Source organism: Rhodobacter capsulatus SB 1003, assembly GCF_000021865.1.
In the GTDB taxonomy this organism is placed as follows: domain Bacteria; phylum Pseudomonadota; class Alphaproteobacteria; order Rhodobacterales; family Rhodobacteraceae; genus Rhodobacter; species Rhodobacter capsulatus_B.
Genome location: NC_014034.1, coordinates 1941947 through 1962241 on the forward strand (window position 1 = coordinate 1941947; position 20295 = coordinate 1962241).

The 20295-nt window shown below is 65.8% G+C and carries 16 protein-coding genes; 8 read left to right on the top strand and 8 right to left on the bottom strand.

Annotated features, from left to right (window positions below):
- Positions 1 to 38 precede the first annotated feature (38 nt).
- The 4 genes from RCAP_RS08925 to hflX all read left to right on the top strand — a co-directional run bounded on the left by RCAP_RS08925 (position 39) and on the right by hflX (position 5415).
- A complete protein-coding gene (locus RCAP_RS08925) occupies positions 39 to 2288 on the top strand; it encodes a sensor histidine kinase NtrY-like (RefSeq protein ID WP_013067523.1) in 2250 nt (749 codons plus the stop codon).
- Positions 2285 to 3715: a nitrogen assimilation response regulator NtrX gene (ntrX, locus tag RCAP_RS08930; protein WP_013067524.1), complete on the top strand. Its 1431-nt coding sequence runs from the start codon at positions 2285 to 2287 to the stop codon at positions 3713 to 3715. The genes RCAP_RS08925 and ntrX overlap by 4 nt, the downstream gene beginning before the upstream one ends.
- Before the next feature lie 186 nt (positions 3716 to 3901).
- Positions 3902 to 4135 (top strand): RNA chaperone Hfq, encoded by a 234-nt coding sequence (gene hfq / locus RCAP_RS08935; protein WP_013067525.1) that lies wholly within the window; start codon positions 3902 to 3904, stop codon positions 4133 to 4135.
- On the top strand, positions 4132 to 5415 hold the full coding sequence (gene hflX, locus RCAP_RS08940; RefSeq protein ID WP_013067526.1) for a GTPase HflX: 1284 nt from the start codon (positions 4132 to 4134) through the stop codon (positions 5413 to 5415). Before hfq ends, hflX begins: the two co-directional genes overlap by 4 nt.
- 86 nt (positions 5416 to 5501) lie before the next feature.
- Here hflX and RCAP_RS08945 read toward each other — a convergent pair whose 3' ends face one another.
- Positions 5502 to 7973, bottom strand: coding sequence for a penicillin acylase family protein (locus RCAP_RS08945; RefSeq protein ID WP_013067527.1), 2472 nt, complete (start codon positions 7971 to 7973; stop codon positions 5502 to 5504).
- 61 nt (positions 7974 to 8034) lie between these two features.
- Between RCAP_RS08945 and RCAP_RS08950 the strand changes: the two genes are divergently transcribed.
- Positions 8035 to 8943, top strand: coding sequence for an NAD(P)-dependent oxidoreductase (locus RCAP_RS08950; protein ID WP_148214847.1), 909 nt, complete (start codon positions 8035 to 8037; stop codon positions 8941 to 8943).
- 176 nt (positions 8944 to 9119) lie between these two features.
- On the opposite strand, the gene ssb is transcribed toward RCAP_RS08950, so the two are convergent.
- A complete protein-coding gene (gene ssb / locus RCAP_RS08955) occupies positions 9120 to 9647 on the bottom strand; it encodes a single-stranded DNA-binding protein (protein ID WP_013067529.1) in 528 nt (175 codons plus the stop codon).
- A 191-nt stretch (positions 9648 to 9838) separates the two neighbouring features.
- Here ssb and RCAP_RS08960 point away from each other — a divergent pair, with 191 nt between their 5' ends.
- Positions 9839 to 10459, top strand: a complete 621-nt coding sequence (locus RCAP_RS08960; RefSeq protein WP_013067530.1) for a lytic transglycosylase domain-containing protein — start codon at positions 9839 to 9841, stop codon at positions 10457 to 10459.
- A 76-nt stretch (positions 10460 to 10535) separates the two neighbouring features.
- Here the strand turns inward: RCAP_RS08960 and RCAP_RS08965 are convergent, their stop codons facing one another.
- Both RCAP_RS08965 and hemB read right to left on the bottom strand, forming a co-directional pair.
- On the bottom strand, positions 10536 to 11093 hold the full coding sequence (locus RCAP_RS08965) for a lipid-binding SYLF domain-containing protein (protein WP_013067531.1): 558 nt from the start codon (positions 11091 to 11093) through the stop codon (positions 10536 to 10538).
- A 108-nt stretch (positions 11094 to 11201) separates the two neighbouring features.
- Positions 11202 to 12200: a porphobilinogen synthase gene (gene hemB / locus RCAP_RS08970; protein WP_013067532.1), complete on the bottom strand. Its 999-nt coding sequence runs from the start codon at positions 12198 to 12200 to the stop codon at positions 11202 to 11204.
- Between the two features lie 100 nt (positions 12201 to 12300).
- On the opposite strand from hemB, the gene RCAP_RS08975 reads away from it, so the two are divergent.
- Together RCAP_RS08975 and mfd are read left to right on the top strand one after the other, a co-directional pair.
- On the top strand, positions 12301 to 12873 hold the full coding sequence (locus RCAP_RS08975) for a component of SufBCD complex (RefSeq protein ID WP_238530189.1): 573 nt from the start codon (positions 12301 to 12303) through the stop codon (positions 12871 to 12873).
- 38 nt (positions 12874 to 12911) lie between these two features.
- Positions 12912 to 16358: a transcription-repair coupling factor gene (mfd, locus tag RCAP_RS08980; protein WP_013067534.1), complete on the top strand. Its 3447-nt coding sequence runs from the start codon at positions 12912 to 12914 to the stop codon at positions 16356 to 16358.
- Positions 16359 to 16364: 6 nt separating this feature from the next.
- On the opposite strand, the gene RCAP_RS08985 is transcribed toward mfd, so the two are convergent.
- The 4 genes from RCAP_RS08985 to RCAP_RS09000 all read right to left on the bottom strand — a co-directional run bounded on the left by RCAP_RS08985 (position 16365) and on the right by RCAP_RS09000 (position 20215).
- Positions 16365 to 17582, bottom strand: a complete 1218-nt coding sequence (locus RCAP_RS08985) for a multidrug effflux MFS transporter (RefSeq protein WP_013067535.1) — start codon at positions 17580 to 17582, stop codon at positions 16365 to 16367.
- Positions 17583 to 17673: 91 nt separating this feature from the next.
- The gene (locus RCAP_RS08990; protein WP_013067536.1) at positions 17674 to 18297 is read right to left on the bottom strand and encodes a DsbA family oxidoreductase; all 624 of its coding nucleotides are present in this window, start codon (positions 18295 to 18297) and stop codon (positions 17674 to 17676) included.
- Complete coding sequence (locus tag RCAP_RS08995; RefSeq protein WP_013067537.1) at positions 18294 to 19832, bottom strand: class I adenylate-forming enzyme family protein; 1539 nt, start codon at positions 19830 to 19832, stop codon at positions 18294 to 18296. The genes RCAP_RS08990 and RCAP_RS08995 overlap by 4 nt, the downstream gene beginning before the upstream one ends.
- 65 nt (positions 19833 to 19897) lie before the next feature.
- Positions 19898 to 20215 carry a hypothetical protein gene (locus tag RCAP_RS09000; protein ID WP_013067538.1) on the bottom strand — a complete coding sequence of 106 codons (318 nt, stop codon included), beginning with the start codon at positions 20213 to 20215 and terminating at the stop codon, positions 19898 to 19900.
- Positions 20216 to 20295 lie beyond the last annotated feature (80 nt).

Sequence of the window (20295 nt, forward strand, 5' to 3'; positions counted from 1 at the left end):
ATTCGCCGCGGCGGAGAACCGGGGGACCCGTCGTGTCCATGACGAGGAGTGGCTCAGCTTGGGAGAAGCTGGCGCGGCTGCGGCGCCTGCGCCGGGTGCAAAGCGGCTTCGTCTTTGGCCTTGCGGTGCTGGGTCCGGCGCTGGCGATCATCACCTTTGTCGTGCTCGGGCCTTTGGGGCAGGGCGCCGACAGCATCGCGCTGCGGCTGACGCTTCTGGGCGACTTCATCTATTTCCTCGTCCTGGCCGGGCTGATCCTTTTGCGCCTGACGCAGATGATGGCGGCGCGGCGTGCGCGGGCGACGGGCTCGCGGCTGACATTGCGGCTGACCGGGGTCTTTGCCGGAATCGCGCTGGTGCCCACCGTGCTGGTGGCGCTCTTTGCCGGGCTGACCGTCAACATCGGGCTGGAGGGCTGGTTTTCCGACCGGGTGCGCTCGGTCGTCGGCACCTCGCTCTCGGCCGCCGAAGCCTATCAGGAGGAACACCGCCACGATCTGGTCCAGGATGCCGGGGCGCTGGCCGGGTTTCTCAACCTGCGCCGTCAGGCGGCGACCTTTGCCGATGACGGCGATCTGCGCGAATGGCTGGTGGCGGGGCAGCAGGGCATTCAGCGCGGGCTCAAGGAAGCCTATGTGATCGATGGCGGCGCGGCGATCGTCGCCCGCGGCGATCGCTCTTATCTTTTCGACTATGAAACCCCGGCGCCGGAAAAGGTGGTCGCCGCGGCCAAGGGCGACACCGTCCTGATCGAGGATTGGTCGAATTCGGAATTCCGGGCGCTGATCAAGCTTGATGCCTATGTCGACCGCTATCTCTATGTCTCGCGCGCGGTCGATGGCCAGATCCTGTCACTGCTCGACAATACGCGCGAAACTGTCCATCTTTATCAACAGCTTGAGACTTCGCGCGGGCGGGTTCTGTTCGAATTCGGGCTGATCTATGTCGCGTTCGCGCTGATCCTGATTCTGGCGGCGATCTGGGCCGGGCTCTGGTTTGCCGAGCGGCTCTCGCGCCCGATCGGGCGGCTGGCGGCGGCGGCCGAGCGGGTCGGCGCGGGCGATCTCGATGCGCGGGTGATCGAGGAAGAGGGCGATGACGAAATCGCCACGCTGGGACAGGTCTTCAACCGGATGACCGGCCAGCTCAAGGGGCAGCGCGCCGAACTGGTCGCCTCGCACCGCGAGACCGACGAGCAGCGGCGGATGTTCGATTCCGTTCTGTCTTCGGTCACGTCGGGGGTGATCGGGCTGGATGCCGAAGGGCGGATCGACTTTCTCAACCCTTCGGCGGTGCGGATCCTGAAGCTGACCGCCGCGCGCGACACCGATCGCCCGCTGGCCGAGGCCGTTCCGGAATTCGCCTCGCTTTTCCAGAAGTTGCAGGACGGTCTTCATGCGGTCGTGCAAGAAGAGGTGCGGGTCTCCCGCGAGGGGCGTCTGGAAAGCCTGCTGGTGCGGATGGCCGAACGACGCGCCTCGGGGCAGCGCGAGGGCTATGTGGTCGCCTTTGACGACGTGACCGAGCTGGTCTCGGCGCAAAGGATGGCGGCCTGGGGCGACGTGGCGCGGCGGATCGCACATGAGATCAAGAACCCGCTGACGCCGATCCAGCTTTCGGCCGAGCGGATCAAGCGCAAGTTCACCCGTCAGGTTGCCCCCGAGGAGGCCGAGGCGCTGGAGCAACTGACCGGGGTGATCGTGCGCCAGACCGATGATCTGCGCCGGATCGTCGATGAATTCTCGCGCTTTGCCCGGATGCCGGAACCGGACCGGCGCGACCATGACATCGTGGCGCTGACCCGCGATGCGGTGCTGTTGCAGGAAGGTTCGCTGCACGGGGCGAAGCTGAGCGCCGATCTGCCCGAGGGGCCGGTGGTGGTCGAACTGGATGCGACGATGATTTCCCAGGCGCTGACCAATCTGATCAAGAACGCTGGCGAGGCGATCGAAAGCCTGATCGAAAAGGGCGCCCCCGAAGGCTACGCGCCGCAGGTCCGCGTCCGCCTGACCGCCGAGCCCGAAGCGGTGGAGATCCGGATCATGGACAATGGCATCGGCCTGCCGCCCGACCGGGCGCGGCTCTTTGAACCCTATGTGACGACCCGCGCCAAGGGCACCGGGCTTGGCCTGTCGATCGTCAAGAAGATCATCGAGGAACATGGCGGCATGCTGGTTCTGACCGATGCCCCCGCCTTTGGCCCGGGCGCCCGTCCCGGCGCCTGTGCCGAAATCAGACTGCCTCGCGCCCGTTCCGGGCTGCGCGCCATCAAGGATAGTGAGCCATGAGCGACATTCTCATCGTCGATGACGAAAAGGACATCCGCGACCTGATCGCCGACATCCTCAAGGACGAGGGCTATGCGACGCGGACGGCGGCCAATTCCGACGCCTGCATGGAGGCGATCAACACCGAGGCCCCGGCGCTGATGATCCTCGACATCTGGCTCAAGGACAGCCGGATGGACGGCATCGACATCCTGAAGACGGTGAAGCGCGACAACCCGGACATTCCGATCATCATCATCTCGGGCCATGGCAATATCGAGATCGCGGTCGCCGCGATCAAGCAGGGCGCTTACGATTTCATCTCGAAGCCCTTCAACATCGACCAGCTGATGGTGGTGATTTCGCGGGCGATGGAAACCAGCCGGCTGCGGCGGGAAAATTCCAGCCTGCGGCGGCGGGATCTGCATTCCGGGGACATGATCGGCACTTCCGCGGCGTTCCGGCGGCTGAAGGACCAGCTCGACAAGGTGACGAAATCGAACGGGCGGGTGATGCTGACCGGCGATCCTGGCTCGGGCAAGGAATCGGCGGCGCGTTACATCCACCAGCATTCGACCCGGGCGGCGGCGGCCTTTGTCACGGTGAATTCCGCGACGATCGCCCCCGAACGCATGGAAGAGGTGCTGTTCGGCCGCGAAACCGCGGAACGCGGGATTGAAAAAGGCCTTCTGGAACAAGCGCATGGCGGGGTGATCTATTTCGACGAAGTGGCCGAGATGCCGCTTGGCACGCAATCAAAGATCCTGCGCGTGCTGACCGAGCAGCAATTCTCCCGCGTCGGCGGCTCTGACAAGGTGCGGGTCGATCTGCGGGTAATTTCCTCGACCACGCGCAACCTGACCGCCGAGATCGCCGCCGGACGCTTCCGCCAGGAGCTTTACGACCGGCTCAACGTGGTGCCGATCGCCGTGCCGTCCCTGGCCGAACGGCGCGAGGATGTGCCGCTGATCGCGGCGCATTTCATCGAGGTCTTCAACCGCACCCAGGGTCTGGCGCTGCGGCCGCTCTCCGAGGAAGCGGTGGCCAGCCTGCAGACGATGGACTGGCCGGGCAACATCCGCGAATTGCGCAACGTGATCGAGCGGGTGCTGATCCTCGGCGACGGCACCGGGCCGATCGAGGCGCGCGAGCTGCCGGGCAATGCGGCCCTGCCCGAGGAGGGGCGGATCGTGCTCGGCGGTCAGCTGGCGTCGCTGCCCCTGCGCGAGGCGCGGGAACTCTTCGAGCGCGAATATCTGCTGACGCAGATCAACCGCTTTGGCGGCAACATCTCGCGCACGGCGGCCTTTGTCGGCATGGAACGCTCGGCGCTGCACCGCAAGCTGAAATCGCTGGGCGTCGTCACCTCGGCGAAATCCGGGCGCGGCGGGGCGGGCTTCGACGAGACCGAAGAGGACGAAATCGAGGCCGCGGGCGACGAGGTCTGAGGCTGCGGGGGCCGGACGGGCCCCCGACTGCGCCCCGCGGGCGACAGGAAACGTCAAATTCCGTGCCCCGGGCGCAAGTCTCTGCTTTTTGGCTGGAATCTCTTGCACCTTTGCGCATACTTGCTTTGGGAGACCGAAACCGGCCCCGCGCGACAGGACAAGACAGAAAAAAAGGCATAAGAAAAAATGGCTGCCGACAAACAGAACCTTCAGGACGCCTTCCTCAACCACGTCCGCAAGACCAAGGTTCCGGTCACGATCTTCCTCATCAACGGGGTGAAACTGCAAGGCGTGATCACCTGGTTCGACAACTTCTGCGTGCTTCTGCGCCGCGACGGCCAATCGCAGCTGGTCTACAAACACGCGATTTCGACGATCATGCCCGGCTCGCCGATCTCTCTTTACGAGGGCGAAGACTGAGCGATCCCATCCTTTCCAAAGACCGTCCGACCCGCGTCTGGGTGCTGCACCCGGACCTGAAGGCGGTCGATGCCCGGCGCGAACCGGAATTGCGGCTGGCCGAGGCGGTGTCATTGGCGGCCGCGCTGCCTGATCTGCAGATCATGGGCCACGAGATCGTGCGCCTGCCGAAACCCCATGCCGGGCATCTTTTCGGCACCGGCAAGATGGCCGAATTGAAGGAACGTCTGCAGGCGGCCGAGGTCGATCTGGTGCTGGTCGACGGCCCGGTGTCGCCGATCCAGCAGCGCAACCTGGAAAAGGAATGGGGCGTCAAGCTTCTGGACCGGACCGGGTTGATCCTGGAAATCTTCGCCGACCGGGCGCGCACGCGCGAAGGCGTGCTGCAGGTGGAACTGGCGGCGCTGTCCTATCAGCGCACCCGGCTCGTTCGGGCCTGGACCCACCTTGAACGGCAGCGCGGCGGCTTCGGCTTTGTCGGCGGTCCGGGCGAGACCCAGATCGAGGCGGACCGGCGCGCGATCGACGATCAGGTGATCCGGCTGAAACGGCAGCTGGCGAAGGTGGTGAAAACGCGCGAGCTGCACCGCGCGGCCCGGCGCAAGGTGCCCTTTCCCATCGTCGCGCTGGTGGGCTATACGAACGCCGGAAAATCCTCGCTTTTCAATCGCATGACCGGGGCAGAGGTGCTGGCGAAAGACATGCTTTTCGCCACGCTCGACCCGACCATGCGCGGCCTTGTGCTGCCCTCGGGGCGCCGCATCATCCTGTCGGATACCGTGGGCTTCATCTCGGATCTGCCTCATGAGCTGGTGGCGGCCTTCCGCGCGACGCTGGAAGAGGTGCTGGAAGCCGATCTGATCTTGCATGTGCGCGACATTTCCCACCCCGAGACCGAGGAACAGGCCGAAGATGTCGGCGAGATCCTCGAATCCCTTGGCGTGGCCGAGGATGTGGCGCTGATCGAGGTCTGGAACAAGATCGATGCCCTGTCCGAAGCGGTGCGGCAAGGCCTGCTGGCGCAGGACGCGCGGCGCTCGGACGTGCAGGCGGTCTCGGCGCTCTCGGGCGAAGGGATCGGCGCGTTGGTGGCGGCGATCGAGGCGCGTCTGGGCGAGGCCTGGATCGAGGAAGATCTGGATCTGCCCTTCACCGCGGGCAAGGAACATGCCTGGCTGCATGCCCAGGGCGTGATCCGAACCGAGCTGCAGGGCGAAGAGGGCTGGCAGCTGCGGCTGCGCTGGACCGAGGCGCAGAAGTCGAAGTTCGCCGCACTTTAGCTTTGCTTCGCAAGCCCTTGAAAAGGGCGTATTTAAGCCAAGAAAAAGCTGCGGTTTCTTCTTGGTGCAAATACGCCCTTTCGCGCTTACTCGGAGGCGCCGAGGGGTTCCAGCCGGGTGATGCCCGCGGCGGCCGCGCGGGCAAGCGCCGGATCGAGCGACATCGGCACATATTCGCCGCGCCGCCACAGATCGGCCAGATCGTCGTAATGGGACGAGAACGGATGCCCCGATTGCCCGGTGGCGATGATGAAGACCGAGGAATCCGGGTCGGCGAAATCATAGACGCCGCGATAGCCCGCGCCGTGGACATTGGCGAAGGGATCGGGGCCGCTGCCCGCGGTCAGGCCGCGGTTGAGGGTGAAATCCCCCCCCGAGGTCGATTGCCGGATGTTCATCAGCCAGCCGAGCAGCGGATTGCGCCCCAGAACCGCGTGATCGTGCCGGGCCTCGTGCGCGTCGCCCCAGCGCCAGCTTTCGATCTGCGGCCCGTATTTCTCTTTCAGCTCCAGCAGCGCCGCATCGAGCGACACCCGGGCGATGTCGGTGCAGCTTTCCGAGGGCGCCGATTGCAGCACGTCGCACCAGCGCGCGGCGCCATCGACGTTGCGCAGCACCTTTTCCAGAAAGAGCGGCTCGATATGGATGAATTTCGCCGCAAGCTCCGGGCCCAGCTCGTCGCGGATCAGCCGGTCCTGAAATTCCCGCATCCAGGCCGCATAGATCAGCGGCTCGGGCAGGTGTTCGTTCATGTCGCCATCCCAGGCGGCCAGAAGTTCCAGCGCGCGTTGGCGGAACCGCTCGGGCGTGCCCTCGGGCGCGGGGGTGCCGGTGAACCACAGATCGGCGCCCACCAGCGGCAGAAGCCCGCGCGCGGCCGGGGAAACCGTGTCGGTCTGCACCGCGATGAAGCTTTCGCGCGAATGCACTTCGCGCTCGCCCATCAGCCGGGTCAGGCGCGCGACGCGCTGGCTGTCGCCCCAGTCGTGGCTGACATGCAGCGGAAACGGCCGGTCGATCAGCTTGTTGTTGGTGTTCACCACGATCCCGCCCTCGGGGTCGAGCAGGCGCGGATTGCTGTCATAGGGCAGCCGCCCGTGCCAGCGGTTCGCCATGACCCAGCCCGGTTGCGGCATCCGCCCCTCGGTCGCATTGGCCGGATCGCGCAGCGGCAGTGCGCCGAGCGTCACCAGCCCGACCGAGGTCGCATCGGCCAGCGTCAGATTGAGCGCGGGGGCAAGGAAGCCTTCGCCCGCCGCCACCGCCTCGGGCACGGTTTTCGATTGCATGATCTTCAGCGCCGCGCTCATCGAGGTGTCGGCGGTCGACAGCGCCGACCAGCCCAGGCTGATCACATGGCCGGGCGGGGTGATCTTGCCCAGATCGAAGTGATCCGACGGCAGCACCGGGCCGTTTTCGGTCCAGCGCAGGGTGAGGGTGATCGGCGCGGCATCCTTGACCGTGACGATCACCTTGCGGGTGGTGAACTCGCCCACCCTCGGGGCTGCGGTACGCTCGGGCGTTTTCGGATCAAGTTCCTCGACGAACAGGTCCTCGTCATCGGCGAAGGCGGCGGTGATGCCCCAGCCAAGCTGGTCGCTGCGCCCGGTCAGGATCGCGGGAATGCCGGGGATGGTGGCGCCGATCACGCCGCCGGTCGAAAGCTCGAGCCGGGCCAGATACCATTGCGAGGGCGCGGAAAAGGCGGCATGCGGGTCATTGGCCAGAAGCGATCCGCCCGCGGCCGAGCGCGCGGGGGCGGCGGCAAAGGCATTCGAGGCGGCGCCGAAATCGCGGCTGGCAAAGGGCGAGAGCGGCGCTTCGACATCGGCGGCGGTCTGCAGCTGCGCGGGGTCAAGCCCCGGGAAAAGCGCGGCATAACGGGGCAGGGCGATGGTGCCGGGGCCGGGAACCGCGGGCATCAGATCCGCCGCCCAGCCCTGACCCAGCATCGAGAGCTGGGCGCGCAGGACCTCGGTGTCGATCTGGGTGGCGTTCTGCACGGCGAGCAGTTTCAGCAGCGCGATCGAATCTGCCGGGGTCCAATAGGCGATCTCGGCCTCGAAGAGGAAGAATTCGGGCGCGCCCCGACCCAGCGCGGCGCGGTTCACCTCTTCGATCCAGGCATTCACACCGCGCGCATAGGCCTCCAGCGCCGAAGTCGTGGCCGGATCCTGCGCCGCGACCGAGGCCTGGGCGGCGCCGTAAAGATCCAGCCGGCGCATCAGCTCGTCGGTCTTCAGGGTCTTCGCGCCGAAGACCTCGCTCAGCCGGCCCTGCACGGTGCGCCGCGCCAGTGTCATCTGCCACAGCCGGTCCTGCGCATGGGCCAGCCCCAGCGCGAAATAGACATCGGCATCGGTCTTGCCGAAAATATGCGGCACGTCCTCGGTCGTCCGCACGATCTCGACCGGGGCCGAGAGCCCCTCCATCTGATAGGTGGCGTCGTAATCGGGCAGCGAGCGGGTGGCGAAATACCAGATCCCGAAGGCCGCAAGGACGGCACAGGCAAGCAAGGTCGAGACGATGCGGACCAACCAGGTGAACAGGCGATACATGCGACGGACCTCGGGGCGATTGACGGGGCAGGCGCGGGCGTTACTAAGTCACAGGCAGGCAATGTTCAACGCGCAAACGCGTGCGGAGGGAGAGGCGATGGCCAAGGTGGCGTTTCTGGGCTTGGGGGTGATGGGCTTTCCGATGGCGGGCCATCTGGCGGCGCGCGGCCATGCGGTGACGGTGTGGAACCGCACGGCGGCAAAGGCCGAGGCCTGGGTGGGCCAGCACTCCGGGCAGCGCGCGGCGACGGCGGCCGAGGCGGCTTCGGGGGCGGATTTCGTCCTGGCCTGTGTCGGCAATGACGACGATCTGCGCCAGGTCTGTCTGGGCGCGACGGGGGCTTTCGCCGGGATGGCGCCGGGGGCGATCTTTGTCGATCACACCACGGTTTCGGCGCAGGTGACGCGGGAGCTTTCGGCACTGGCGGCCGAGAAGGGGCTGGGTTTCGTCGATGCGCCGGTCTCGGGCGGGCAGGCGGGGGCGGAGAATGGCGTCCTTTCGGTGATGTGCGGCGGCAGCGCGGCCGATTATGCCGCCGCCGAGCCGGTGATTGCGGCCTATGCGCGGATCTGTCGGCGGCTGGGCGAAAGCGGCGCGGGGCAGCTGGCGAAGATGTGCAACCAGATCGCGATTGCCGGTCTGGTGCAGGGGCTGGCCGAGTCGCTGCATTTCGCCGAAAAGGCCGGGCTTGAGGCCGGGGCCCTGGTCGAGGTGATTTCGCAAGGCGCGGCGGGCAGCTGGCAGATGGCGAACCGCGCGCAGACGATGGCGGAAAACCGCTTCGATTTCGGCTTTGCCGTCGACTGGATGCGCAAGGATCTGGGGATCTGCCTGGCCACCGCGAATGAAACGGGGGCCAGCCTGCCGGTCACCGCGCTGGTCGATCAGTTCTACAAGGATGTGCAGAAGCTGGGCGGCGGGCGCTGGGACACCTCGAGCCTGATCGCGCGCGTGCGCGCGCTCGGCTGAGCGGGAGGGGGGCGCTGCCCCCCGTTCGCCCCCCCGGGATATTTGCCCCAAGGTGAAAGCCGCGACGAGTTTTCCTTCATCTTGCCGCAAATACCTCGGGGGTGCGGGGGCAGCGCCCCCGCGCGGTCTGCCGAAGACCGGACCGCAAGAAAAGGGGGCCTTGCGGCCCCCTGGTGTCAGAACGGGATGTCGTCGTCGAAATCCGAGCGGCCACCGCCGCCGCCGCCCGACGAGGGGGCCGAGGAGCCGCCGCCACCGCCGCCATAGCCCGCGCCGTCATCGTAGCCGCCGCCATAGCCGCCGCCCTGCGAACCGCGCGCGTAATTGCCACCGCCGCGCGAGCCGCCGCCATCCCGGCCGCCAAGCAGCGTCAGGTTGCCCGTATAGGGGCGCAGCACCACCTCGGTCGTGTAGCGTTCCTGGCCCTGCTGGTCGGTCCATTTGCGGGTTTCGAGCTGGCCCTCGATATAGACGGTCGAGCCCTTGCGCAGATATTGTTCGGCGATCTTCGCCAGCGGTTCGTTGAAGATCGCGACGGAATGCCATTCGGTGCGCTCCTTGCGCTCGCCCGATTGCTTGTCGCGCCAGGTCTCCGAGGTGGCGATGCGCAGGTTGCAGACCTTGCCGCCATTGGCGAACGTGCGCACCTCCGGGTCGCGCCCGAGGTTGCCCACCAGAATGACCTTGTTCACCGATCCTGCCATGAAACTCTCCGTAGTGGCCGGAGCGACCCGGCGATTGTCCGAAATGCCCCCGACCGGGGCCGCGGCAAGGCGGCCCCGGTCGGGGCGTCGGCAATACTTTGCCCATAAATCGGGCCGCGGCGCAAGACGCTAGGCAGGCGGACCGATTGCGCCTATAGTTCCGGCCGAAGAGGGCACCTGCAGGGTTGTTTATGCGAAAAATCGTTGCAGCGGTTGGGCTTGCGATGGCGGTGACGGTCAGCCCGGCTGCCGTCACCAAGGCCGATGCCGAGGGGCTGGTGCTGGGGCGGGCCTCGTCGAAGTCGCAATCCACCGTGCGGCGCAACCAGTTTGCGCTGCTGGATGGCCGGCTTTCCGGGCAATATGACAATTCGGTGCGGCTGCGCCCCGATGCGCCGAAGGGCGGGCTGGGATCCGCGGGGGCGGTGCCGCGCTACAGCGGCCGCTACAAGGGCGAATATCTGGCCCATGCCAAGGCGGCGGCGGCGCGGCATGGCGTGCCGGAGGATCTGTTCCTGCGCCTTGTGCAGCAGGAAAGCGGCTGGAACCCCGGCGCGGTCTCGCCGAAAGGGGCGACGGGGCTGGCGCAGCTGATGCCGGGCACGGCGCAGCTGCTGGGGGTCGATGCGACCGACCCGATCGAGAATCTGGACGGCGGCGCGCGCTATCTGCGGATGATGTATGACCGTTTCGGCGACTGGCGGCTGGCGCTGGCCGCCTATAACGCCGGGCCCGAGGCGGTGGACAAGGCCGATGGCGTGCCGAATTACGAAGAGACGACGAATTACGTGAAGGTCGTCTACGGCGGCTGATGTCTGAGCTTCGATCTGCATCCAAATGAAAAGGCGCGGAAAATTCCGCGCCTTTCCAATTTTCGGAGGATCGTCTTCAGGGAATGATGCGGGTGTATTTCGTCCCGGCGAGCGAGGCGCCGACGATCAGGCCGGATTGGCCGAAGACCTGCACCACCACCGGCGCGAGCGTCGTGGTGGTGTCGGTGCCGATCGCGGCGCCGCCATCGGGCAGGGCGTAGCGGGCATCGGCGCCCAGTTCCCAGCCATCGGCGCGGCGGAAATCGGCCAGCGCCTTTTCGGTCATGAAGAACAGCGCATGGGCATATTGCTGTGCGCCGATCTGGAAGCCGACCGAGGCGGAGGCGGCGGAATAGTAATCCACCGTCACATCGTTGATCCGCAAGGCGCCGCGGCCAAAGGCGCCGCCGAAGCCGAAGCTCGCCTCGGTCATCAGCGGCATGTAAAGCACGCCGACCGATTTGCTCATCAATTGCTGCGTCGAGGGGAAGCTGCGCAACATGTAGTCGCGCGTGGCATTGACCCGTGCATCGATTGTGGTGGCGCCGTTCGAGCCCACGCCATTGCCGCAGCGGGCCAGACCAAGGCTGGCGCCGCCAAGCACGAGAAGGGACCGTCTGGAAAGTTCTGTCATCTGCTCGCTCCGTGTCTTTCCGGGCCTGAACGGGCCGGTTGGGGCGAGATTAGCGCAGCCGCGGGCGCTTGTCACTTGCGCCCGCGGCCAAGGGCAGCCGATGCGCGGTCAGGCGCCGATCAGCTTCGCCGCCGCGGGAGCGAAATAGGTCAGAACGCCATCGCAGCCGGCGCGGCGGAAGGCCATCAGGCTTTCCAGCATCACCTTGTCATGGTTGAGCCAGCCATTCTGCACCGCCGCCATCAGCATCGCATATTCGCCCGAGACCTGATAGGCATAGGTCGGCATGCCAAAGGCATCCTTCACCTGACGCACGATGTCGAGATAGGGCATGCCCGGTTTCACCATCACCATGTCGGCGCCCTCGGCGATGTCGCGGGCGACATTGCGCAGGGCCTCGGCGCTGTTGGCGGGGTTCATCTGATAGGTCTTCTTGTCGCCCTTGAGCGCACTTGAGGCGCCGACCGCATCGCGGAACGGGCCATAGAAGGCCGAGGCATATTTCGCGGCATAGCTGAGAATGGCGATATCCTTGTGACCCGCGGCCTCCATCGCCTGCCGGATCGCGCCCACGCGGCCATCCATCATGTCGGACGGCCCAAGGATGTCGGCCCCGGCCGCGGCCTGGGCGAGCGCCATCTTCACCAGCGCCTCGGTGGTTTCGTCGTTCAGGATGATGCCGTCGCGGACAAGCCCGTCATGGCCGTTGGCGTTATAGGGATCGAGCGCGATATCGGTCATGATCGCGACCTCGGGCACCGCCTGCTTCATCGCCGCGATCACCCGGTTGGTGAAGTTGTCGGGCTGCCAGGCCATTTCGCAGGTCTCGGTCTTCACCGCCGGATCGGTGTAGGGGAACAGGCAGATCGCGGGAATGCCCAGCGTCGCGGCTTCCTCGGCCGCTTTCAGCGCGCCGTCCATGGTGCGGCGGACAACCCCCGGCATCGAGGAGATCTCGACATCGGCGCCGGGAACGTCGGTGATGAAGATCGGCCAGATCAGGTCCTTGACCGACAACCGGTTTTCCTGCGCGAGGTCACGCAGGGCTTCGGTGCGGCGCATCCGGCGCAGGCGATTGGTGGGAAAGGGGGGGGTGATCAGGGTCATGGGCGGTCTCCTTCGTCGCCGTGGGTGCCACGGATCGCAGACCGGCTCAAGCCCCGCATTGTCGCGCCCGCGCGAAGGCATGCTTGCAACCGGGCGGCCGATGCGCGAAACCAAGGGCAGGCAACGGGCGGGCAAGACCTTGGACATTCTGCAAACGATCTTCGAGCTGATCGACATGCGGTCGTTTTCGAACCTCTGGTATTGGATCGCCCTGGCGGTGACCTGGTCCACCGCCTCGCATTACGTTCTGGGCGTGCCCTTCGACATGATCGTGCGGGCGCGGCGCAGGGGCGGGCCGGTGGCCGAGGACATGCTGATGCTGACCGCGGTGAACGTGCGCCGGTTGCTGTCGATCAGCCGCGAGGCGGGGGTGATGCTGACGCTGGTCGCCTCGTTCCTGATCAGCCTGATCGTGGTGCTTGGCTTCGTCTTCCGGATCGAATTCGCCCAGGCGGTGGCGCTGATCCTGGTACCGCTGAGCGGCGTCGGGCTTTTGAGCCTGCGCACCGCGGCGCGGCTGGAGCCGGTTCTCGCCGATGCGCCCGAGGTGGAGAGGGTCGCCCGGATCCTGTTGCGGCATCGGGTGTCGGTGCAGGCGATCGGGATGGGCTCGATCTGTGTCACCGCGCTTTGGGGCATGTTCCAGAACCTGCAGCTCTCGCCGCTCGGCTGAGGCCTTGACAGGTCCGCGCGTTCCGATACCTCTCGCCCATGCAGCATTTCCTTCTCTCCGGCGCCCCCGAGGGCCATGACGCGAAACTTCTGGTCAAGGAACTGGCCAGGGGAAAGCCCGTCCTTCATGTCGCGCGCGATGACCGCCGCCTCGAGGCGATGCGGGCGGCTTTGGCCTTTTTCGATCCGCAGGCGGTGGTTCTGACCTTTCCGGCCTGGGATTGCCTGCCCTATGACCGGATCTCGCCCAATCCCGAGATCTCGGCGGCGCGGATGGCGACGCTTGCGGCTTTGGCGAAAGGTGTGATCACGGGGCCCTTCGTGCTGCTGACCACGCTTTCGGCGGCAACGCAGCGGCTGCCCGCGCGCGATCTGGTGGCGGGGGCGAGTTTCTCGGCCCGGGTCGGGCAGCGCATCGATGACAAGGCCTTGAAGGAATTTCTGGTCCGCATGGGGTTCTCGCCGGTCTCGACCGTGTCGGAGCCCGGTGATTATGCGGTGCGCGGTGGCATCATCGACATCTATCCGCCCGGCGAAGGCGGTCCGGTGCGGCTGGATCTGTTCGGCGACGTGCTGGACGGGGCGCGGCGCTTCGATCCGGCAAACCAGCGCACCACCGAGAAACTGTCGCAGATCGATTTTGCCCCGGTAAGCGAGGTGATCCTCGATCCGGCCGCGATCACCCGGTTCCGGCAGAATTATCGGATCGAATTCGGCGCGGGCGGCACCGATGATCCGCTTTACGAAGCGGTTTCGGCTGGGCGCAAACATGCCGGGATGGAACATTGGCTGGGCTTTTTCCACGACCGGCTGGAGACTTTGTTCGATTATCTGCCCGAAGCCACGGTGATGCTGGATGACCAGGTCGAGCCGCAACGCGCGGCGCGCTGGGACGGCATCGCCGATCAATATGACACCCGGCGCGAGGCGATGAACCGGCGTGATCGGCTGGATACCGTCTACAAGCCCGCGCCGCCGGAGCTGCTGTATCTGGACGGAACCGCCTGGGAGAGCGGGCTGGCGCGCCATCGCGTGCTGAAACTGCAAGTTCTGCCCGCGCCGCCCGGGCCGGGGATCCTGAATGCCGAAGGCCGCATCGGACGAAATTTCGCGCCCGAACGCCAGCTGGAAAACGTCAGCCTTTTCGCGGCGTTGAAGGATCATGTGCAAGCAAGGCTGCGGCAGGGGCCGGTGGTCATCGCAAGCTGGTCCGAAGGCGCGCGCGAACGGCTGAAAGGATTATTGGAAGACGAAGGCCTGAGCGGGGCACGGCTGATTTCCGATGCACGCGGCATCGACGGGCTGGGGCTTGCGGTCTGGCCGCTGGATGCCGGCTTCGAGGCCGAGGGGCTGACAGTGATCTCGGAACAGGATGTTCTGGGCGATAGGCTGGTGGCGAAACCGCGCCGCAAGCGCAAGGCCGAGAATTTCCTGACCGAGGCGCAAAGCCTGTCTCCGGGCGATCTGGTCGTGCATGTCGATCATGGCGTCGGGCGCTACAAGGGGCTGGAGACGGTCACGGCGCTTGGTGCGCCGCATGATTGCGTGCTGCTCGAATATGCCGGGGGGGATCGGCTCTATCTGCCGGTCGAGAATATCGAGCTGCTGTCGCGTTACGGGCACGAGGAAGGGCTGCTCGACAAGCTGGGTGGCGGCGCCTGGCAGGCGAAAAAGGCGAAGCTGAAGGAGCGGATCCGGCAGATCGCCGACCGGCTGATGCGGATTGCGGCCGAACGGCTGCTGCGCCCGGCGCCGATCCTCGAGGCGGCGCATCACGACTGGGAGGCGTTCGCGGCGCGCTTCCCCTATACCGAGACCGACGATCAGATGGCGGCGATCGAGGATGTGGTGACCGACCTTGCGGCCGGGCGGCCGATGGATCGGCTGGTGGTGGGCGATGTCGGCTTTGGCAAGACCGAGGTGGCGATGCGGGCGGCCTTTGTCGCGGCCAGTTCCGGGATGCAGGTGGCGGTGATCGCGCCGACCACGCTGCTGGCGCGTCAGCATGCCAAGACCTTCATCGAGCGGTTCCGCGGCACGCCCCTGACGGTGAAGCCGCTGTCCCGTTTCGTCTCGGCCAAGGAGGCCAATGCCACCCGCGACGGGCTGGCCGATGGCACGGTGGATATCGTTATCGGCACCCATGCGGTGCTGGCCAAGGGCGTGAAATTCCGCAACCTCGGCCTGTTGATCATTGATGAGGAACAACATTTCGGCGTTCAGCACAAAGAGCGGCTGAAGGAGATGCGCTCCGAGATCCATGTGTTGACGCTGACCGCGACGCCGATCCCGCGGACCCTGCAGCTCAGCCTGACCGGGGTGCGCGATCTCTCGATTATCGGCACGCCGCCGGTCGATCGTCTGGCGATCCGCACCTATGTGAGCGAGTTCGACACCGTCACCATCCGCGAGGCGCTGCTGCGCGAACATTACCGCGGCGGGCAAAGTTTCTATGTCGTGCCGCGGATCTCGGATCTGGCCGAGGTCGAGGATTTCCTGCGCAGCCATGTGCCCGAAGTCAGCTTCATCGTCGCGCATGGGCAGATGGCGGCGGGGGAACTTGATGACCGGATGAACGCCTTTTACGACGGCAAGCATGATGTGCTGCTGGCGACGACGATCGTCGAATCGGGGCTCGATATTCCGACGGCGAACACGATGGTGGTGCACCGCGCCGACATGTTCGGCCTATCGCAGCTTTACCAGATCCGCGGCCGGGTCGGGCGCTCGAAGCTGCGCGCCTATTGCTATCTGACGACGAAACCGCGGCTGCCGCTGACGCCGCAGGCGACGAAGCGGCTGCGGCTGCTTGGCAGTCTCGACAATCTGGGGGCGGGATTTTCGCTCGCCAGCCAGGATCTTGATCTGCGCGGGGCGGGCAACCTTTTGGGCGAGGAGCAGTCGGGCCATATCAAGGAAGTCGGCTACGAGCTTTACCAGGCGATGCTCGAGGAGACGATTTCAAAGCTGAAATCGGGCGAGCTGACCGAAACGACCGGCGACGGAGATTGGTCGCCGCAGATCAACCTTGGCGTTCCGGTCATGATTCCAGAGAGTTACATCCCCGATCTTGATGTGAGACTGGGGCTTTACCGGCGTCTTTCGAACCTGTCGAGCAAGGTCGAGATGGAGGGATTTGCCGCCGAACTGATCGACCGTTTCGGGCCGCTGCCGAAGGAAGTGAACACCCTGATGCTGGTCGTGCGGATCAAGGCGATGTGCAAGCGCGCCGAGATTTCGCGCATGGATGCCGGGCCGAAAGGCGCAACGGTGCAGTTCCATCTGGACAAGTTCCCGAACCCGGCGGGCCTTGTCGAATTCCTGACCGCAGAACGGGGGACAGCCAAGATCAACGGCAACAAGGTCGTGATCCGGCGGGACTGGACCAACGATGCCGAGAAGATCAAGGGCGCCTTCGCCATCGCCCGCGATCTGGCGGAAAAGGTCGCGGCGGGGAAAAAGGCGGAAAAGAAAAAGGGGGCGTGACGCCCCCTATGCGTTCTCTCGTACAAGCCCCATCAGGATCACCGCAAGGCTTGAGCAGGTGAATGTCGCAACAACGATCGGCAGCGCGGTGCCGTCGAACATCAGACCGACCGGGGCGGCGATCAGCACCGCGCCCATCGTCGAGAACGCCGAAACGACCGAGGCTGCCAGACCGGCCAGATGGCCCATCCGCTGCATCGCCAGCGCGTTCAGATTGCCGAAGGTGATCCCCGCCATCATGAAGACCGTGACCGTCCAGGCGAACAGGAAGATGAAGCCGTCGGGCGGGGTCACCGCGCCGCCGAGGATCAGCGCCAGCATCGCGCCCGAGGAGATGACCTGCATCATGTACGTGCCGCGCACCATCCGGCGCATCCCCAGACGCATCACGAAAAGCGCGTTGAAGGCGGTGCCGGAGCCCGCCAGAATCGCCATCAGGGCAAACCATTTCGGAAAGCTCTCAACTGCACCGAAGGCCGCAAACAATTGTTGTGACGAGGAAAGCAGCGCGAACATCTGTCCGAAGCCAAGTGTCATCGTCAGGATGTAAAGCCGCACGTCGCGATCGCCGAGGACCTCCTTGGTCCCCGCCCAGAGCAGCCCCGCCCGCAGCGGGCGCCGCCGTTCGGGAGTGAGCGTCTCGGGCTGGCGCAGGCTCAGCCAGGCCAATCCGATCAGCGCGAAGAGGATGAAGGCATAGAACACGCCGCGCCATCCCGCGAAACCGATAATCAGCTGTCCGGCCGAAGCGGCAAGCGCCGGCACCAGGATGAAAACCATCATGATGAAGGCGGTCACCTTGGCCATTTCACGCCCGGAATACATGTCGCGCACCAGCGCCATCGGCACGATCCGCGGGGCGGCGGCGCCAAGTCCTTGCACGAACCGCGCCGCCAGCAGCACTTCGAGGCTTTGCGCCTGTGCCCCGATGACGGCCCCGATCACGAAGATGCTCACGCCGACCACGATCGTCCGCTTGCGCCCGATCGCATCCGAAAGCGGACCGGCGACGAAAGTGCCGACACCGATGCCCAGAAGGAAGAAGGTCAGAACAAGCTGGGCGCGGTTGATCGCTTCGGGAGAAAGCTTGGCCGCGATCTCGGGCAGCGCGGGCAACATCGCGTCGATCGAGAAAGCGACCGTCGCTGCCAAAAGCGCCATCAGCGCAGTGAATTCGAAGACGGGAATGCGGGCGGGCGCCGCAGTTGCGTGAGGGTCGGACATGCACAGCCTTTCAAGGTTGCGCGGAACCATAGCCGACTGTGCGACGAAAACCAGAGCGCAGTCCCGCACATTGCCGTGCGGGGCTGCACAGCTATGTCGCAGCGATCTCGTCGATGACCTGCATCCAGAGCTTGGCGGGCTGCGCGCCTGTGATCACATGGGTATTGTCGAGAATGAAGGTCGGAACCGAGGTCACGCCGCGCTCCCGCGCATGGGCCGCACGCGACCGGATCGTTTCGGCATCTGCGTCAGTCGCAAGCAGGCGACGGATCAGCACCGCGTCAAGTCCGGCATCGGCAGCGATCGTCACAAGGATGTCGGGCTGCCCGATGTCCTGCCCGTCCCGCCAATAAGCGCGCAGCAGGCCAGACATGACCGCCGTCTGCGCCCCCTCGATCCCGGCCCAATGCAACAGACGATGGGCGTTCAGCGTATTGGGCATTCTGGTGATTATGGGCAGGTTCAACGCCACCCCGGCGGTCCTGGCGGCCTCGAGCACGGGCAGGTCGACCCGGTCCGCCTGGACGCCAAACCGCGCGCGCAACCAGGCACCGCGGTCCATCCCTTCGGCTGGCAGCGTCGGATTGAGCTGGAACGGCTGCCAGGAGATCAGAAACGGATGACCGGGACGTGCCTCCAGCGCACGGTCCAGCTGGGCTTTGGCAAGATAACACCAGGGGCACGTCGGGTCCGCGAAAATATCAAGCGTGATCATTTGCTTGGGACCCTCTCTGCAAGTGGCGGCCAGAGCTGGCGCAAGGCCTTTCGGTCGATCTTGCCGTTGCGGTTGCGCGGCAGGGCCGGAAAATGCTGATAGATCCGGGGCTGCTTGTAGCGCGCCAGATGTGCAGTGGCATGCGCGGCAAGGTCCGAGGCCGAGGCCGGCCCCGTATGGGCCAGAGCGATCAGGCTGGTTTCCTCGGACAGGCGCAACTCGATCGCGGCGACCTCGCCCGCCTCGGGACAGCTGACCATCGCAGCCTCGACTTCCAGCGGGCTGACCCGGAACCCCCCCGCGTTCATCATGTCGTCGCCGCGGCCCTGATAGGCGATGGCCCCGGCCTCGGTCATCCGCACGATGTCGCCGGTGCGGAACCAGTCCCCGTCCGCGGTGAACTTTGCCCGCGCCTCGGCTCGGCGGCCCCAATAGCCGAGGAAAAGCCCCGGATCGCTGCAATGCACCGACAGCTCGCCCGGTTCGCCCCGGGGCACCGGATGGCCTCCGGGGGACAGGACCGCGATCTGTCGGCCCGGTTGCGGCCAGCCCATCGTGCCCTCCGGTGCCGGGTTGGCCGGGCAGGAGGAAATGAAGGTCGAACATTCCGACATGCCCAGCGCCTCGAAGATCGGGGTGCCGGTGGCCTCGGTCCAATGCTGCCGGGTCAGCCGCGGCAGCGCTTCGCCCGCCGAGAGGCCATGGCGCAGACGCGGCAGGTCAAGCTTCGGATGCTGCTTCAAAAGCTGCCGGTAAACACCTGGAACCGCTGCGAAAATCGTCACATCGAAGCGGCGCAGCAACAAGGGCAGCATGGCAGGCTCGACGCCCGGCGCGGGAATGAGCGCGGTGGCCCCGACCGTCCAGGGATCCATCAGCCCGGTGCCAAGCGTATAGGTCCAGTTGAAGGCCCCGGCATGCAGCAACCGATCCGATCCGCTCAGCCCGTACCAGCCCTCGTGCATCATCTGCCGCGCCCAGATCGCGCGATGGGCATGACACACGGCCCGTGCAGAGCCCGAAGTGCCGGAGGTGAAGACGATATAGGCAAGCCTTTCGGCCGGACCCAGCGCATAATCGCAGGGCGGCAAGGCTTCGAACCGCTTCAGATCGGCCTCGGTCAGGATCATCGGCGGATTATCGGGAAGCGAAACGCCCGCGCCCGCCACCACGGCGGCCGGGGCGATTTGCGCCGCCATCTTCGTGATCTCTTCCCCGGTCAGTTGCGCCGAGGTCGGCACCGGGATCAGTCCCGCCGCAATCGCCCCGAGGAAGGCCACCGGAAATTCGGGCGTGTTGCCAAGCCGCAGCAGCACGCGATCCCCGGGCTGCAGACCGGCGCGCAGGAATCCGGTTCCGGTACCGCGCACCGCAGCGGCCAGACGTCCGAAAGACCAGCGTTCGGCGCCGGAAGGGCCGACGATCTGCAAGGCCGAGCGATCGGCAAGCGCATCGGCGCGGGCAAGCACATGCGCCGCCATGTTGAAGGCGGCAGGCGGGGCAGCAGGGGGTGTGGAGCGATGGATCGACAGCATGCGCCTTGCTAAGCCGCGCCGCCTGCGGTTGCAAGCGGTGCGGGATCAGCTTGCCGTGTGCCGGATCATTCCTCGTCGCCGAAGCGCGAATCGTCGTCGTATTCGTCTTCGCCCTCGGGGACGTATTTCTTCGACAAGGCGATCGAATGATTGTCGTGACGCGGGTCCATCACCACGTCCGAGGGCAGTTCCCCCGACAGCCATTCGCGGATATCGGCCCGGGCTTCCTCGGGCTCTTGCCCGGTCAGCTCGATGACATAGGCGATGAAGGCGCGCTGATCGCCGTCGATCTCTTCAAGCTCGGCCTCGTCGGCATCGGGCCAGCGGTCGAGGATCGCTTCGAAGAAGGCAGGCCAATTGTCCTGCACATGATGCCATTTCATCCCGACCTCCTGCTCCGAGCCCCTTTGCAGGTCTCGATCTTGCGCCGCAAATCGCGGCCTGAAAAGGGAAATTTCAGCCT

Bases quoted from the DNA above. Each gene is read 5' to 3' on its own strand.
- RCAP_RS08965 (WP_013067531.1), bottom strand. From the start codon at position 11,093: ATGACAGAACTTTCCAGACGGTCCCTTCTCGTGCTTGGCGGCGCCAGC.
- ntrX (WP_013067524.1), top strand. From the start codon at position 2,285: ATGAGCGACATTCTCATCGTCGATGACGAAAAGGACATCCGCGACCTG.
- RCAP_RS08985 (WP_013067535.1), bottom strand. From the start codon at position 17,582: ATGTCCGACCCTCACGCAACTGCGGCGCCCGCCCGCATTCCCGTCTTC.
- RCAP_RS08950 (WP_148214847.1), top strand. From the start codon at position 8,035: ATGTTCAACGCGCAAACGCGTGCGGAGGGAGAGGCGATGGCCAAGGTG.
- RCAP_RS08975 (WP_238530189.1), top strand. From the start codon at position 12,301: ATGCGCGAAACCAAGGGCAGGCAACGGGCGGGCAAGACCTTGGACATT.
- hfq (WP_013067525.1), top strand. From the start codon at position 3,902: ATGGCTGCCGACAAACAGAACCTTCAGGACGCCTTCCTCAACCACGTC.
- RCAP_RS08990 (WP_013067536.1), bottom strand. From the start codon at position 18,297: ATGATCACGCTTGATATTTTCGCGGACCCGACGTGCCCCTGGTGTTAT.
- RCAP_RS08960 (WP_013067530.1), top strand. From the start codon at position 9,839: ATGCGAAAAATCGTTGCAGCGGTTGGGCTTGCGATGGCGGTGACGGTC.
- ssb (WP_013067529.1), bottom strand. From the start codon at position 9,647: ATGGCAGGATCGGTGAACAAGGTCATTCTGGTGGGCAACCTCGGGCGC.
- hemB (WP_013067532.1), bottom strand. From the start codon at position 12,200: ATGACCCTGATCACCCCCCCCTTTCCCACCAATCGCCTGCGCCGGATG.
- mfd (WP_013067534.1), top strand. From the start codon at position 12,912: ATGCAGCATTTCCTTCTCTCCGGCGCCCCCGAGGGCCATGACGCGAAA.
- RCAP_RS08945 (WP_013067527.1), bottom strand. From the start codon at position 7,973: ATGTATCGCCTGTTCACCTGGTTGGTCCGCATCGTCTCGACCTTGCTT.
- RCAP_RS09000 (WP_013067538.1), bottom strand. From the start codon at position 20,215: ATGAAATGGCATCATGTGCAGGACAATTGGCCTGCCTTCTTCGAAGCG.
- RCAP_RS08995 (WP_013067537.1), bottom strand. From the start codon at position 19,832: ATGCTGTCGATCCATCGCTCCACACCCCCTGCTGCCCCGCCTGCCGCC.
- RCAP_RS08925 (WP_013067523.1), top strand. From the start codon at position 39: ATGACGAGGAGTGGCTCAGCTTGGGAGAAGCTGGCGCGGCTGCGGCGC.